The sequence below is a fragment of the Mucilaginibacter sp. P2_A5 genome (assembly GCF_056404995.1).
In genome coordinates, this window is the sequence record NZ_JBFUCY010000014.1 from 136,104 (window position 1) to 152,400 (window position 16,297).

The 16,297-nt window shown below is 45.0% G+C and carries 12 protein-coding genes; 7 read left to right on the forward strand and 5 right to left on the reverse strand.

From position 1 onward, the window contains the following. Positions 1 to 54: 54 nt before the first annotated feature. The 3 genes from AC1DXF_RS14110 (at position 55) to AC1DXF_RS14120 (ending at position 6,977) form a co-directional block, all read left to right on the forward strand. Positions 55 to 2,439, forward strand: coding sequence for a beta-glucosidase (locus tag AC1DXF_RS14110; RefSeq protein ID WP_477449380.1), 2,385 nt, complete (start codon positions 55 to 57; stop codon positions 2,437 to 2,439). 147 nt (positions 2,440 to 2,586) lie between these two features. Beyond that, positions 2,587 to 4,923, forward strand: coding sequence for a glycoside hydrolase family 3 protein (locus AC1DXF_RS14115; protein WP_477449381.1), 2,337 nt, complete (start codon positions 2,587 to 2,589; stop codon positions 4,921 to 4,923). 512 nt (positions 4,924 to 5,435) lie between these two features. Continuing rightward, on the forward strand, positions 5,436 to 6,977 hold the full coding sequence (locus AC1DXF_RS14120; protein WP_477449382.1) for a carboxylesterase/lipase family protein: 1,542 nt from the start codon (positions 5,436 to 5,438) through the stop codon (positions 6,975 to 6,977). A gap of 238 nt (positions 6,978 to 7,215) precedes the next feature. Here AC1DXF_RS14120 and prfH read toward each other — a convergent pair whose 3' ends face one another. The 5 genes from prfH to pdxA form a co-directional block, all read right to left on the reverse strand. Further along, on the reverse strand, positions 7,216 to 7,773 hold the full coding sequence (prfH, locus tag AC1DXF_RS14125; RefSeq protein ID WP_477449383.1) for a peptide chain release factor H: 558 nt from the start codon (positions 7,771 to 7,773) through the stop codon (positions 7,216 to 7,218). A 4-nt stretch (positions 7,774 to 7,777) separates the two neighbouring features. Beyond that, positions 7,778 to 9,178, reverse strand: coding sequence for an RtcB family protein (locus tag AC1DXF_RS14130; RefSeq protein ID WP_477449384.1), 1,401 nt, complete (start codon positions 9,176 to 9,178; stop codon positions 7,778 to 7,780). A gap of 11 nt (positions 9,179 to 9,189) precedes the next feature. Then, positions 9,190 to 9,918: a hypothetical protein gene (locus AC1DXF_RS14135; protein WP_477449385.1), complete on the reverse strand. Its 729-nt coding sequence runs from the start codon at positions 9,916 to 9,918 to the stop codon at positions 9,190 to 9,192. Between the two features lie 466 nt (positions 9,919 to 10,384). Beyond that, positions 10,385 to 11,569 carry a DUF5009 domain-containing protein gene (locus tag AC1DXF_RS14140; RefSeq protein WP_477449386.1) on the reverse strand — a complete coding sequence of 395 codons (1,185 nt, stop codon included), beginning with the start codon at positions 11,567 to 11,569 and terminating at the stop codon, positions 10,385 to 10,387. Positions 11,570 to 11,652: 83 nt separating this feature from the next. Next, positions 11,653 to 12,708 (reverse strand): 4-hydroxythreonine-4-phosphate dehydrogenase PdxA, encoded by a 1,056-nt coding sequence (gene pdxA, locus AC1DXF_RS14145; RefSeq protein WP_477449387.1) that lies wholly within the window; start codon positions 12,706 to 12,708, stop codon positions 11,653 to 11,655. Between the two features lie 484 nt (positions 12,709 to 13,192). On the opposite strand from pdxA, the gene rsmA reads away from it, so the two are divergent. The 4 genes from rsmA (at position 13,193) to AC1DXF_RS14165 (ending at position 16,116) form a co-directional block, all read left to right on the forward strand. Beyond that, entirely contained in the window at positions 13,193 to 13,972 is a 780-nt protein-coding gene (gene rsmA / locus AC1DXF_RS14150; protein WP_477449388.1) for a 16S rRNA (adenine(1518)-N(6)/adenine(1519)-N(6))-dimethyltransferase RsmA, read from the forward strand. A 45-nt stretch (positions 13,973 to 14,017) separates the two neighbouring features. Continuing rightward, positions 14,018 to 14,704, forward strand: a complete 687-nt coding sequence (locus tag AC1DXF_RS14155; protein WP_477449389.1) for a hypothetical protein — start codon at positions 14,018 to 14,020, stop codon at positions 14,702 to 14,704. Positions 14,705 to 14,773: 69 nt separating this feature from the next. Continuing rightward, the gene (locus AC1DXF_RS14160; protein ID WP_477449390.1) at positions 14,774 to 15,148 is read left to right on the forward strand and encodes a hypothetical protein; all 375 of its coding nucleotides are present in this window, start codon (positions 14,774 to 14,776) and stop codon (positions 15,146 to 15,148) included. Positions 15,149 to 15,525: 377 nt separating this feature from the next. Further along, a complete protein-coding gene (locus AC1DXF_RS14165) occupies positions 15,526 to 16,116 on the forward strand; it encodes a hypothetical protein (protein ID WP_477449391.1) in 591 nt (196 codons plus the stop codon). Positions 16,117 to 16,297 lie beyond the last annotated feature (181 nt).

Consider the following 16,297-nt stretch of genomic DNA (forward strand, 5'->3'; position numbering starts at 1 on the left):
TGTTAATAAACCAGTTATAACCAATTATTAAGCACTTCTTTTTAACCCTTAATCATGAAAATAAGCTCCAGATCTGGCATTGCTATTGTAATTATGTGGGCAGCCGGCAGTTTTAATTCAACTGTACAGGCCCAGGCCCAAAAACAACCGCTGCAATTGCGGGCAAATAATGTAAAGCAGATAGTAGCTGCGATGACATTGGAAGAAAAATCAAAGCTGGTGGTGGGTATGGGTTTTAAAATGCCCGGCATGCCCCCGCCTGTAAAAGGCAAAAAGCCCGAGGCAATAGATATTGGCGGGTTTAAACTGCCCCCATCAGATCCTGATGCTTATAACATTCCCGAAAAAGTTCCGGGTGCCGCCGGCCGTACCCATGGTATCCCGCGTTTGGGAATTCCATCTATGACGGTTTCTGATGGCCCTGCAGGTTTACGTATCGAGCCTATCCGCGATGGCGATAAATCAAAAACGTATTACGCTACCGCTTTCCCGGTAGCAACCTTATTGGCCAGCACCTGGGATACCCAATTGGTAAATAAAGTAGGCGTAGCCTTTGGTAACGAGGTACGCGAATATGGTGTGGATATTTTATTGGCGCCAGGTTTAAACATTCATCGTAACCCCCTTGGTGGCCGTAATTTTGAATATTACTCCGAAGATCCGCTTGTTGCCGGCAACATGACTGCGGCCATTGTAAATGGCGTTCAGTCAAATGGTGTAGGTACCTCTATAAAACATTATGTGGCTAACAACCAGGAAACCAACCGTAATTCCATCAACACCGTTGTAAGCGAAAGGGCCATGCGCGAAATTTATTTAAAAGGTTTTGGCATCGCCGTAAAAAAATCACAACCATGGACGGTAATGTCATCTTACAATAAATTAAACGGAACTTATACTTCTGAAAGGCGCGATCTGCTAACCACCGTTTTAAAAGACGAATGGGGCCTGAAAGGCTTTGTAATGACCGATTGGTTTGGTGGAAAAGATCCCGTGGCGCAAATGAAAGCCGGTAATGACCTCATTATGCCCGGAAGCCCAAGCCAGTCGGAGGCTATTGTGGCTGCGGTTAAGGACGGGACATTGAGCATCAAACAACTGAATGCCAATGTGGAACGGATGCTGAACGTAATAGTTAAGTCGCCATCCTTCACCAAATACAAATATTCAGATGCACCTGATCTGCCGGCTCATGCTAAAGTAGCACGTGAGGCAGCTGCCCAGGGCATGATTTTGCTTAAAAACGACGACCATGCATTGCCATTTTTCCCGGCAAAAAGGATAGCCGTATTTGGCAACACCAGTTATGATATCATAGCGGGTGGTACAGGTAGCGGCGATGTTAATAAGGCGTATACCATATCATTAATGCAGGGCCTGGCCAACGCGGGTTTCAAGCTACAGGAAACATTGTCAAAAAACTATACCGCTTACCTGGCAGATATGAAGCTGAAACAGCCCAAGCCTAAAAACTTCTTTGACCACCCCGCGCCCATCCCCGAAATGGATGTAAACGGAATTGTAGCAGATGAAGCCGCCGGTGCTGATGTAGCCCTTATTACCATAGGCAGAAATGCCGGCGAAGGCGCCGACAGGAAACTGGAAGGCGATTATTACTTAAATGATGCCGAAAAAGGTTTAATAAAAGGAGTGGCAGCGGCTTTCCATGCGAAAGGCAAAAAAGTTGTTGTCGTATTAAATATCGGCGGCGTTATTGATGTTGCCAGCTGGCGCGACGAGATAGATGGTATTTTACTGGCATGGCAGCCAGGCCTTGAGGCAGGCAACGCTATTGCCGATGTTTTAGGCGGCATGGTTAACCCATCTGGCAAGCTGGCTACCACTTTCCCAATGGATTATAAAGATGTGCCATCGGCCAATAATTTCCCGGGCACGCCAATGCCTAAACCGGAAACCGTTACTTATGAAGATGGAATTTATGTAGGCTACCGCTATTACGATGCTGCTAAAGTGAAACCGGCTTATGAATTTGGTTACGGCCTGTCATACACCAACTTTAAATTCAGCGATCTGAAACTAAGCGCCCCCAGCTTTGTGCGCAGTATTACCGCCACTGTAACGGTTAAAAACACCGGCGATATAGCAGGTAAGGAAGTTGTTCAATTATACCTGAGCGCCCCTAAAAAAGACCTGGATAAACCAGAGCAGGAATTGAAAGCATTTGCCAAAACCCGTTTATTGGCAGCTGGAGAATCGCAAACATTAAGCTTTACCATCAAAGCTGCCGACCTGGCTTCATTTTACACCAGCAGGGAAGCCTGGATAGCCGATGCCGGTAAATATGAAGTAAGGATTGGTTCATCATCAAGGCAAATAGAAGAGAAAGCATCTTTTAAACTGGCCAAAGATATTACCGTTGAAAAAGTAGTAAAAGCTTTGACACCACAAGTTGCTATTAACGAGATGAAACTGAAGTAAAGCAGAATCAAGAAGTTAGAGTCAAGAATCAAGAAAACACAAACACATATATCAACTAAACTAAACTCTCAAGCCTTTGTAACTACGGTTGCAAAGGCTTTTACAGGTACAAGGCAATTTTAATACTAACCAAACAATACAATCTTCATGGCAAATCAATTCAAGTTTATCGCGTTGCTCTCGCTACTGCCTGCAACCGCCGCTATGGCCCAAACCAAATGGACCGAGAAAAAGTCGGGCGATATTGTTTTTGTAAGCAATGCCGGTGGGCAGCAATTGGGTTACGCAACCACATCGGGCGTAAAAATATTGACGGTTGATGGCCTCGCTTTTAAAGACCTGAACAAAAACGGCAAACTGGATAAATATGAAGATTGGCGCTTGCCTGTTGATGAAAGGGCTAAAAACCTGGCATCGCAAATGAGCGTAGAACAAATTGCCGGGCTGATGTTATATAGCAGGCACCAACCCATACCATCGGCACCGGCAGGGCCATTTAAGGGAACTTATGGCGGCAAAGTATTTGCCGAAAGCGGTGCCAAACCATATGATCTGTCCGATCAGCAAAAGCAATTTTTAGAAAAAGATAATGTACGCCATGTGCTCATTACATCGGTACAAAGCCCCGAAATTGCAGCGCAATGGAATAATAATGCCCAGGCTTTTGTGGAGGGCTTAGGTTTGGGGATCCCTAACAACAACAGTTCCGATCCGCGCCATGGTACGGTTGCCACTGCCGAGTATAATGCAGGTGCAGGCGGTGCTATTTCTATGTGGCCCGGCTCGTTAGGTTTTGCGGCCACGTTTGATCCAAAAATAGTAGAAAATTTCGGACATATAGCCGCTTTGGAGTACAGGGCTTTAGGTATTGCCACCGCGTTATCGCCACAGGTTGATATTGCTACCGAGCCCCGTTGGGGCAGGGTAAGCGGTACGTTTGGCGAAGACCCGCAATTATCTGCCGATATGGCCCGTGGTTACATAGATGGCTTTCAAACATCCGTTGGTGATAAGGAAATTAATGGCGGATGGGGCTACGGCAGCGTAAATGCCATGGTAAAACACTGGCCCGGCGGTGGCGCGGGCGAAGGTGGCCGCGACGCGCACTACGGTTATGGTAAATACGCGGTTTATCCCGGCAATAATTTTAAGCAACATTTAATCCCGTTTACCGAAGGCGCTTTTAAGCTGAACGGCAAAACCGGGATGGCTGCCTCTGTTATGCCATACTACACCATATCTTTTAACCAGGATACTAAAAACAAAGAGAACGTAGCTAACAACTACAACTCCTATATCATCAATGACCTGCTGCGTAAAAAATACAAGTTCGACGGGGTTGTTTGTACCGATTGGCTGGTTACCGGCGATGAAACAGCGGTTGATGTTTTCCTTTCGGGCAAATCATGGGGCGTGGAAGGTTTATCGGTGGCGCAGCGCCACTACAAAATATTAATGGCCGGCGTTGATCAGTTTGGCGGCAACAACGAGGTTGCGCCCGTAATAGCTGCGTACCAGATGGGGGTTAAAAATCACGGCGAAGCCTTCATGCGCGACAGGTTTGAGCAATCGGCTGTACGTTTATTGCGCAATATTTTCAGGACAGGCTTGTTTGAAAATCCTTATTTAGATCCCGAAACTACTAAAACAGTAGTGGGCAGTCCTGAGTTTATGAATGCAGGGTACCAGGCGCAGCTTAAATCGATAGTGATGCTGAAAAATAAAGGCAACGTTTTACCATTACAAACCGGCAAAACCGTTTATGTACCTAAAAAATTCACGCCGGCCGGGCGTAATTTCCTGGGAATGGAAACTCCCGAAAAGCTGGAATACCCGGTTAATATGGAAACTGTGAAAAAATATTTCAAGGTAACCGAAAATCCCGAAGAGGCCGATTACGCCCTCGTATTCATCAACAGCCCCAATAGCGGCGGTGGCTACAATAGCCAGGATGCCAAAAATGGCGGCACGGGGTATGTGCCTATCAGCCTGCAATATGGCGAGTACAAAGCGGTTGATGCGCGCGCCACAAGTATAGCCGGTGGCGATCCGTTAGAAAAATTTACCAACCGGACCTACAAGGATAAATCAGCAACAGCTATTAACATTACCGACCTGGCTATGGTGAATGATACTTATGCCAAAATGAAAGGCAAGCCTGTTATTGTATCGGTAAACATGGCCAACCCAATGGTGTTTTCGGAATTTGAAAAAAATGCCAATGCTATCGTGGTAGATTTTGGTGTGCAGGGCCAGGCCACATTAGATATATTGACCGGCAAAGCCGAGCCATCGGCATTATTACCATTGCAGATGCCAATAGACATGAAAACCGTGGAGCAGCAGTTTGAAGATGTACCCCATGATATGAAATGCTATACCGACGATCAGGGCCATGTATATGATTTTGGATACGGTTTGAACTGGAAAGGTGTTATTAGCGATGCCCGCACTGCAAAATATAAAGTGAGTGTAAAGCCGTAGTTGGGCTTTGCACTTCCGTCGATCATTGCGAGTATTCATTAGGTAAAGCTTGAAAAAATCGTGATGACGTGTAATGGACATAGTTAAACGAATGCTTGAAACTACCGTCATTGCGAGTACCCATCAGGGGTATCCCTGAAAAAAACCGTTATGACGTTTAAAAAACAGCTATTGATTATCAATAACTTACATGGACGTCATTATAAGTAACCATCAGGATGATCCTGAAAAAAACGGGGATGACGTATTGGCTTTAGCGCCACACAACAACTATGTCATTGCGAGCGCAGCGTGGCAATCGCGAACTGTGCAAGTCCGCCATACAAAGTTCGCGATTGCTTCGTTCCTCGCAATGACATAATTAATAATACTAACAATCAGCAACTTAAAAACACGTCATTATAAGGTACGAAGCAATCCCGAACTATGTGGGACTTAGCATGTAGGGGATTGCTTCGTACCTCGCAATGACGGATTTTTGACATTTGAAATGTGATATAAATAAAATCTATATGAAAATGAATTTAGCATTGCTTTTGTCGATATTGATACCTTCCTCCATATGCTACGCACAAAGCGTTGGTTTTAATACAGTTAAAACCAACGCCGGAATGGTATCCGGTACCGTTAGCAGCGACGGTAGCGTTCATATATTCAAAGGTATCCCCTTTGCCGCCCCACCGGTTGGCGATTTGCGCTGGAAGGCGCCACAGCCCGTAGCGCCTTGGGAAGGTGTTAAACAATGCACTACATTTTCGGCCAGCCCAATGCAGCCAAAGCCCGATGAGTTTGGTGTTTATACCCGCGAGTTTTTAATCCCTTACCAACCCATCAGCGAAGACTGCCTGTACCTGAACGTATGGACTAATGCCAAATCATCCGCAGATAAAAAGCCGGTGCTGGTATACATTTATGGAGGCGGTTTCGGATCAGGCGGTGCGGCCTGTCCTATTTATGACGGTGAGGCAACAGCCAAAAACGGAGTTGTTTTTGTGGTGATCAATTACCGCGTTGGCATCTTTGGTTTTTTTGCCCACCCGGAGCTGAGTAAGGAGTCGGGCCACAACGCATCTGGAAATTATGGGTTGATGGACCAGGTGGCGGCGCTAAAATGGGTAAAACAAAACATTAGAAGTTTTGGCGGCGACCCCGGCAATGTTACCATAGCCGGGCAGTCGGCCGGCTCCATGAGCGTAAACTGTTTGGTTGCGTCTCCGTTAGGGAAAGGCTTGTTTCAGAAAGCTATTGCAGAGAGCGGCGCCAGTTTTTTAAACCCACGTGGTAATTCAACCCTGCAGCAAGCCGAACAGAGTGGCGTAAAACTGGCACAAGACTTGAAAGCAAATTCCATTGCCGATATGCGGAATATCCCGGCTGCCGGCTTGCTTAATAAATGGCAGGCGCGCCCAATTATAGATGGATATGTATTGCCCCAAACCGTCGCGCAAACTTTTGCAGATAACAAAGAAAACGCAGTGCCCTTACTTACCGGCTGGAACGAAGATGATGCCTTTGTAGGCAAACTAAAAACCGCCGAAGAATATAAGCAGCAAATAACCGAACAGTACGGCGATAAAGCCGCCGCTTTTTTACAACATTACCCCGGAAATACAGACGCTGAAGCCGCGAGATCGCAGATCAACATCAGCCGGGATCAAATTTTTGGTATCCAAAATTATACCTGGGCAAATGTGCAAAGCGATAAAAAGCAAGCTACAGTATATGTTTACCGATTTACCCGCCGCTTGCCTGCCACGCCCGATTTTGTAAAATACGGCGCATTCCATACCGGCGAGGTGGCATACGCCTATAACAACCTCAAATTCCTGAACCGCCCATGGGAGCCTGTCGACCAGCAACTTGCCGCAACAATGTCGGCCTATTGGACAAACTTTGCCAAAACCGGCAATCCCAATGGAAAGGGTTTACCTGTATGGCTTGCCTATAATACCACGGATAACCAGATCATGATATTGAGCGAAACGCCGGCAGCCAAGCCACTGCCCGATAAAACCGCGTTGGATTTTATGGTTGGTTTGATGGGAGGGAAGTAATTCGCGAAAAGAAGATTTACGAAGTTTTCAAAACTTCGTAAATCTGTGCGAGGCTATTGAGGTTTATTTTGTGGTTGGGTTAATGGGAAAGTAAGTTAGGGGAAAGAAGACTTCCGAAGTTTTTGAAACTTCGGAAGTCTGGGCGATGCGATCCGGGTTTAGCGTTTAGCAGTCGGATACATCTACAATGCCGCCCTGATTACTTTCGCCGCATTGCCTCGCTCTAAGGAATGGTGCGCTATCCATTGGCTCTCCGCAGGGCTATTTGTTTTTCGGCTTGTATGGCCGTTAGCTTTGCCTCCAGGCGCTCAATACAAAGTTTTTTATTTTGTAATTGCGAGCGGCTGTCCATAGCTAATACCTGCAATCCCGTAGGAGTATGTGTCCCGCGTACTGCTGTTTCTACCTTGTTTACATTTTGACCGCCGGGGCCCGATGCCCGCATAGTTTCAAACTTTACATCACCAGGATTAAACTTCACCTGCTCGCCGACACTAAAAATGCCAACCCCGACAAACCAGTTTTTACGTTTGTGAAATTTGCGGTAAGGGCTTTGCGCCGTCCATTGTATGGTGCCGTTCCACTCGTTTATAAATCCATCTAAATTATCGCCCTGTAACAGGAGTGTTGATGATAACAACGTGTCATTTAACTCCGCTTTTTTGTTTTCTATCACCGACAGATTGAGCCCGGCACCGGAGGCCTGTTTCAGCATCAAATCCTGCACTTTGGCTACAACCAGGCAACATTCCAGCGGGCCTTTGCCTGCTGTTATTTGTATTATTAATTTTTTCATTTTACTATTCTTTATTCATGCGCACTATGCGCGGCCAAAATTTGCCCTGTATGGCAACCAGTTCGGTTTGCGCTTTCATTACCAATTCAATATCCTTATAGGCAGCCGGGTTCTCTTCTACGCTGCCGTCAATGAGTGTTACATTAGCCCCCGCCAGCATTTTTTTCATGGCCGATTTGGTGGTGCTGCCCTTAGCATCCTGCCTGCTCATGGCCCTGCCCGCACCATGTGATGCCGAGTATAGGGCATCAGCATTGCCCTTACCCATTATCAGATAAGCAGGAGTAGCCATACTGCCGGGGATGATGCCCAACTCGCCAACATGTGCGGGCGTTGCCCCCTTGCGGTGGATAATTGCCTGGGTGCCATCTGCCAGTTGATCTTTCCATGCAAAATTATGGTGGTTTTCTACCTTGCAGAGCGCTTTTAACCCCAGGGCTTTTAACAGGTTGCTATGTATCCTATCATGACAAGCCTTGGCATAATCGCCGGCAAGGTTCATGCTTAACCAGTATTCCTGCCCGGCTTCGGTATCCAGATCAAGCCAGGCCAGGGGCTGAGCTTCACGCGGGAGCTTGCAGGTATTCATGGCCACCTGGGTATAATGGCGCGCTATATTTGCCCCCAGCCCGCGGCTACCCGAATGGGAGAGCAAAGCCATATAGGTTTTAGCCGGTAAGCCCGTGGCGTTATTCTCGGCCAGTTCTATCACACCCAACTCCACAAAATGGTTGCCCCCGCCCGATGTGCCTAATTGCTGCATAGCTTTACCATGCAGTTTTTTAAGCAGCGGCGTTTTATTAAACAGGGGGCTATCCAATACCTCATCATCCTGGGGTACAGCCAGGCTGCCCTCCATGCCAAAATGTATCCATTTGCCCATAGCCTGTTTAATTTGATGTTCATACCGTTTGATAAATTTTTCATCTGCATCAATAATAGTTAAAGCCATGCGGCAGCCAATATCCATACCTACTCCGTAGGGGATCACCGCGTTGCGGGTAGCTAATACGCCGCCAATAGGCAAGCCATAACCACTGTGCGCATCGGGCATTAATGCCCCACGGATACTGATAGGTAATGACAGTGCCAGGTTCATTTGCTTTTTGGCGATATCCTCAATTTCATCTGCCCCATAAATTTTAATCGGGGCTGGCTCGTCCATCAGCTTAAATGTTTTTAATGCCGGTTCTGCTTCACCCTTAATAAATGCTTCTGCTATTTTTTGTAACTGATCATCGCCGGTATAGGCAGCCGGGTTATCCCGCACAGCTGTTAATAATGCCATTACATCGGCTTTATTACTGTGTTTATAGTGCCTGGCTACGGCATTGATGGCGAGGCTTTTTAATGCATCGCCGGTATAGCCTATTTTATCTAATTCTTTTGTTTTTAAATTGCCCATAAGGGAGCTGTTTAATAGCCAAGGTATTCCTCTTTTAAGGTATACACGGGTTTGTTTTTTAATTCGTTCTTGTATTTTTCTTGCTCTTCGAAATCGCCTTTCCAATATTTATACTTGCCGCCCTTCAGTTTCCATATCCGCGGTTGCAGGTAGTAGCTTTTAATATGGCTTTGTATCTCGCTGATTTCTTGTTCAAGCACTTCGTCAATTTGCCATTTGGCGTAAACTATGTGTGGCTTTATCGTCAAAACATATCGCCAGGCTTCGGCAAATACGTATTTGTTCTCCCAGCGGTTATACTTGTTATTCCAAGTTTCTTTGAAATAAAAGCAGTCCTTTTCGTGGTCAGATAGCTTCAATTTGTCGCCATGGAAATCTTCGGGAGATAGCTCCCTCAGTTGGTGGAGCTTAACATCATAATACTGATATGTCCCTTTGCGGATTTTTCTTCTCTTAAATGATCTGTCGTAATGCCAGCAATAAGTGTTGATCTTATCCAAAAGCGCCTGGTAAAATTCGGCCTTATCGCTCCGGGCGACATCCGTGCGCAAAATAAAGGAGCGCATCCAGCCGCGCTGATAGGGGTGTTCCAATATAACTGGTTTCAGATTCCCGATCTGATCACTCAACGCCTGCATGCACCTGTTTAGCTGCATTAACTTTTTATCGAAATCTTTTTTTACGAGCCGTTTCTTTCTCCGGGCCGACTTTTTAATGTACGGCCAATCATGCATGTCCATCGGACTTGTTCGTTTAGTTTTTTTGCCAATCTGTTAATGATTTTCAAAAGTTCATCCGCCGTAGCGGATATACCCATTTTGAAAGTGCAGGCAAACCACGAAACATAAAAAATCCGGCGACACGCAAAACCTTGAGGCGTTAAAAAAACGGCTCCTAAAAAATTAAATCAGTAAAAAAGGGTTGCTGTCCACCTGTTTCGGGTAGCGCACTAATGGGATATGGATGAGATACTCTGCGTCATGATTCCTGATTATTATGGGTTAACAATTAAGGAATTACTGCAAAGGTGCAATTATTTTTTTAAAAGAAGAAGGAAATTAAATCAACCGCGATGAGCGGGCGGGGGGCAGATCATATCTCGTCAATGATAAATTAACGGATTGTATTTAGCCCAAAGTCTTAAGTTCTAAGTCAAAAAGAAAAAACTCAACTTTAGACTTACGACTTAGTACTATTGACTTAACACTAAATCTTCAGCCTTACATTTATCTTATCCAGCAGCCCGGTAAGCCATACCATTACAAAGGCAAAAACAATGCACTTGATAAGCCCTCCGGTTCCCTGGCTTAGGTACTCGGGGTAGCCAATGTTGCTCATTTCGTATAAGGGGTAAAATATAAAAGGTACAATATAGCAGGTAAAAGTATTGGTACCCGCAGGTTCAATAATTTTAAACCAGTTGTATTTGTGTTTAAAATCAACCACAAAAATAAATATGGCATAGGCTATCAGGCTGATGCCGGTACAAATTAAAACCCATGAAGGAGTGTCCCTTGTTTTGTTGATGCCGCCGCTAAAGTAGCGCACAATAAAGCCCAGGTTAAACAATATGATGGCGATGAGTATTAGTGCCGCCCATAACATTTTAAGCTCGTTGTTGGCCTTCAGGCGCATGTACAGTACCGATACAAACACCCCTGCCATGGTAAAAGCCTGCATAGCGCCGTTGCCGGCTATCCAAACGTATTGCTGTATAGGCTCTAAAAAATTCAGGAAACCAAAATGAACATCCATGTTAAACATCATGAAAAATATCCAGGCTGTAGCCTGTATCCATAAATGCCCGCCCGAGTAGTAGTAAATAAGCGCGCACACCAGGTAACTCCAGCCTATTAAACCCAGGATACCCCACCATGTAAAATGCAGCCAGGTATGCCCCGGATCGGAGGTGCGGTACAGGGCCGACATGGCAATCAACAGCGCTACGCCAAAACCCTGGCACAGGTAACGCTTCAGGTTGCTGGTTTCTTTGCCGTAATCTAAAAATATAAAGAAAAAACTGAACGTAACCAGGCTTTCCCATACGGGCTTGGGCAGCGCGGTGGCGGCGTCATTATAGGTTTCCATATTGGCGTGAAAAAAACCAATAAACACCAGTGCCAGCGACCGGCTGGCTATGCGCGCCAGCAATTTATAATTGCCGCTTTTTAACCTGTTTTGAAATGCGAAGGGGATAGACAAACCTACGATGAATAAAAACGCCGGAAAAATGGTATCGGCAAGGCCCAGGCCATCGGCATTTTCGGCAACGTGTTTGAGCCATTGCGGCGTACCCGGAATACCGTCAAGATCATTCACAAAAATCATGAGCAGCATGGTAAAGGCACGAAAAGCATCTATGGATCGTATCCGGTCCGAAAAAGTATTCATCAAGGAAGTAAATGCATTAGTAAAGCAAATGTTTTAACTAAACGGTAATTAAATTGAAACATTATGGTTACTAAAGGGTTTTTTTAGTCCCTGTCGCGACTCAACTTGCTAAATGCCAGCGGGTTTTCGTTCAGCTCCAGCGTTTCGCGGCGGTGCTTAACTATGTGAATAGCAGTAAATAAAGCTTCGCGGAACGAAACTTCCGACGCCAGGTTTTTACCGGCAATGTCATAAGCCGTACCATGATCGGGCGATGTGCGCACAAACTTCAATCCCGCGGTAAAATTAACGCCCGATTCAAAAGCAATTTGTTTAAAGGGGATCAGCCCCTGGTCGTGGTACATGGCCAGCACCGCATCAAACTGCAGGTAAGTACCGTTGGCAAAAAAGCCATCGGCAGGGTACGGGCCAAAAGCCAGCACATCGTTATCGCGGGCAAGTTCAAGAGCAGGTATAATGGTGTCCTTTTCTTCGTGGCCAATTAAACCGTTGTCGCTGGCATGCGGGTTTAGCCCCAGTACGGCAATTTTGGGTTTACGTATCCAGAAATCGTTTTGTAAACTGTGGTTCATCAGCTTAAGCTTGGCCACAATTTTATCAACTGTAATACTTTCAGATATTTTTGATACCGGGATATGGCCGGTAACCACGCCAACCCGCAAAGTATCGCTCACCAAAAACATTAACGATTCGGCTGCGCCATCGCGCTCCTGCAAATACTCGGTATGGCCGGGGAAGTTGAATTTATCACTCTGGATGTTATCCTTGTTAATAGGCGCGGTAACCAGCGCATCAATGTAACCTTCCTTTAAATCGTAAGTAGCACGCTCCAATGATAAAAACGCGTATTTGCCACCGGCTTCGGTAACCATACCGGGCTCAATTTTTACGTCTTCTTCCCAGCAATTGATCATGTTGGGCTTTTTATGCTGCGTTTGCGATGGGTCGTTAATTACCTGAAAATTAAGCTCGGCAACGTTAGTAGCCCTGCGGTGAAACGATGCCACCTTGGTATGGCCATAAACAATAGGCGTACAATAATCATAAATTTTACTATCGGCCAGGGTTTTAATAATTATCTCCAGGCCTATTCCGTTAATGTCGCCTATGCTAATGCCTACTTTTATTTTATCGCTCATGATTATTATGATTTCACCGATTTTTTATGATTTCACCGATTTTTGGGGTGATTTCACTGATTAATCCGTGATTGAATTTATATTGGTTTACCCGAAAATTATGCTCAGGCCTATTTCTATTCTTATTTTTAATCTACTAATCTAAAACGCTCCCGTCTTGATTCTTGACTCTTAACTCTTGATTCTTCTTCCCCGGCGTTCCCTGCGGGCCGGGCTTTACGTTCATACTGCACAGGCCTTAGCCACAGGCCGGTATCCACTTCAATCCCTAACGCATTTATCTGAACCGGGATTCATTGGATTAAGCGATTTTTCAGGATTTTTGATTCATCTAACCACTCACCATTCACCACTCACCACTTCCTTTTTACCCCTGTCTTGATACTTGATACTAAAACTTGCTACTATTCCCCCCTGCAAATAAAACATTTGTTCCCAATCAATGCGCAAATATCACGTAATTTGCTCAAATATTTGACAGATAATGACATTGGTAAGGGCAAAAAAACATTTAGGGCAACACTTTTTAACCGATAAAAATATTGCATCCAAAATTGTGGATAGCCTGAAACCCGAAGACCGGTTTACCCACGTGCTGGAAGTTGGCCCCGGCATGGGCGTACTCACCGATTTTTTATTGCTGAAAACCGACTATGAAACCTCGGTGATTGATATCGACGATGAATCGGTGCAATACCTTAAAAAGAAATATCCCCAGCTGGGTACCCGCCTCATGAATGCCGATTTTTTGGAGATGGATTTTAAAACCGTTACTGATAAGCCCTTCGCCATCATCGGTAATTTCCCCTATAATATCTCATCGCAAATTTTGTTTAAAGTGCTTGATAACCGCAGCCAGGTTATCGAGGTAGTTGGCATGTTCCAAAAAGAAGTTGCCGAACGCTGCGCTGCCAAACCGGGCAGCAAGGAGTATGGCATCCTGAGCGTGTTTTTACAGGCTTATTATAAAGTAGAGTATTTGTTTACCGTAAAGGCCGGTGTATTTAACCCGCCGCCCAAAGTACTCTCGGCAGTTATCCGCCTTACCCGCAACCAGGCCGAAAACCTCGACTGCGACGAAAAACTATTTTGGCAAATTGTAAAAGCCGGTTTCAACCAGCGCCGCAAAACCTTGCGCAACGCCATATCGTCCCTCATTAACAAAGAAAAAATGACCGACAACCCAACACTCGACCTACGCGCCGAACGCCTGAGCGTGGAGGATTTCGTAAGATTGACGAATGAGGTAATGGCAGCAAGATAGGTGAAATTGCGCTACGCCATATGGTTAATTTTGCTTGGTATAAACATGCTGGTTCCGCGTGTTTATGCACAGCAAAGGCATCCGGCCATCATATCAACAAAAATAGTACGGCTTAAATATCAATCCCAAACCGACACGCTGCGGCTCCCTGTTGTAAACAGCAGCTATCCTGCTTTAAAAAAAGCATTGAGCTATCAAAACTTGTTTGATGGCGATGACCTGGACACTGTCGTTGCCAATTATAAAAATTGCGGCTGCGGAATAACCTGGTCAGATTATGAGGTGGCATACCTGGGGGCCGATATAATATCCATCAAACTTTTTTTTGAGACGACGGGTGCATATCCCGATAGTTACCGGCGGTGGCATACGCTTGATATACACACCGGTAAAGCATACCCAATTGAAAAGGAATTGATCCCTGCCGGCCTCACCTGGTTGTATGAAAATTACAAACACATTCTTAAACAGCGTATCATAGCCGATAAATCAGCTATACCCGAAGAGGATGAAAGCACTTTTAATGATTTAAAAACATCGGTTGATACCCTGCAGAGGCGCACCTTGTTCAGCATGTATGTTTTTACAGCCAAGGGTGTCGTTTTTTCAACTCCCCCGATATTGCCGCACGCCATACGTTCGCAGGAACCAAACCGTGATTGGTTTGTGCCCTATAGTAAACTGAAAAAGTTTAAAACCGTTAGGGCTAAAGTTGTTAGATTTGGATTGTAAATATTATTTTAAAGTAAATCATTTAAGCCAACCTAAATCGACACGATGAGCAACCAATTCGAACAGGTAATGTCAAAAAGGACGGATGCAGAACTACTGCAAATCATCAATAGCGAACCCGGACATTACCAACGATTAGCTCTTGAAGCAGCGGATATTGAATTTAAAAAGAGAAATCTTTCGGATGAGCAGTTGTTAATAGCTGAGGAAGTGATCAATCAAAAACAGGAAATTGACACAGCTAAGTCAAATGCCCCGCTCGGACCGGCCGCAAAATTTTTTGCGTTACTATTTCCCGGATTATTAATGCTCCTGTTTTCGGGGAATTTTTATGCGGATGGATATTACAGAAAATCTAAAGAATTGCGCAGATGGACACTCTACGGTTTGTGTGCCTATGGCGGATTAATTGTACTATCGTTATTATCATCTTATTTTTCTTAACAACACGACGCGATTGAAAACCCACCGCTGCCCGCAAGCCTCGTGGCTTGTGTGCCCGTATGCTAAGTATACACCATGCCTTTAGGACAATCAACAATGTGTGTTGTTAACCTTAATGCTATTGTATTGCTCTTTACTCCGTTTAAAAATACAAAATCCCGGATATAAACAAACACCCGGGATTGGCATATTCATTACTTAGCATGGCGTTTACCTATCAGCGGGCCACAAGGCTGGAGCCTTGCGGCAGCGACGGTTTTTTTAACGTCTGTTAAACCTATCAACTCAATCCAACCCAATCAACCCCTCACAAAAATCCCTATTGTTTAATCAAAATATTTATATAGCTTTATTTCCAAATCAAAACTAATCACAAAATGAAAATTTTAATTACAGGGGCGGCGTTTATTGCGCTGCTATCGTTCTCGGCAACCTCTATGGCCCAGAAAGTTAAGTTGAAAGATGGCGACTTTACGCCGCTAAAAAGCGAAACAACCGTCAATGTCGAATTTACTTACAACAACATGGCCGTTGGCAAATACAAAGACGAAGCCGAGTACCTGGAACGCAAAAAAGCAGATTATAATAAAAAAGAAGATGGCAGGGGCGATACTTGGGTAAAATCATGGGTGGGCGACAGGCAAGCTAACTTTGAGCCTAAATTTATGGAGTTATTTGAAAAATATTCCATGATGAGCCAAAGCAAAACCGCCAAATACACCATTATATTTAATACTTATTTTACCGAGCCCGGCTACAATATTTACATCAGCCGCGAAAACGCCAAGATCAGCGGCGACGCTGTAATTGTTGAAACGGCTAACAGGAGCAAAGTAATTGCCACCATATCGGTTGAAAGGGCGCCCGGCCGCACCTTCGGCGGTTATGACTATGACACCGGCTCAAGGCTGTCTGAATCATACGCCACAGCTGGCAAAGCCCTTGGCAAGTTTATAAAAGACAAGTAAGTAATTTTTAACAACTGAATTTAAAAAGCCGCCCCGTCAATAAAGTTGGGGCGGCTTTTTTGTAACCTGTTATACATGTTTTTGAAGCCCATGCATTAGTTTGATGCTTTCTGCATTCGGCTTTAAGATTATACCTGTTTGATGCTTTTTGTTTGATGTTTTCTGCCTTCTGCTTTTTGCC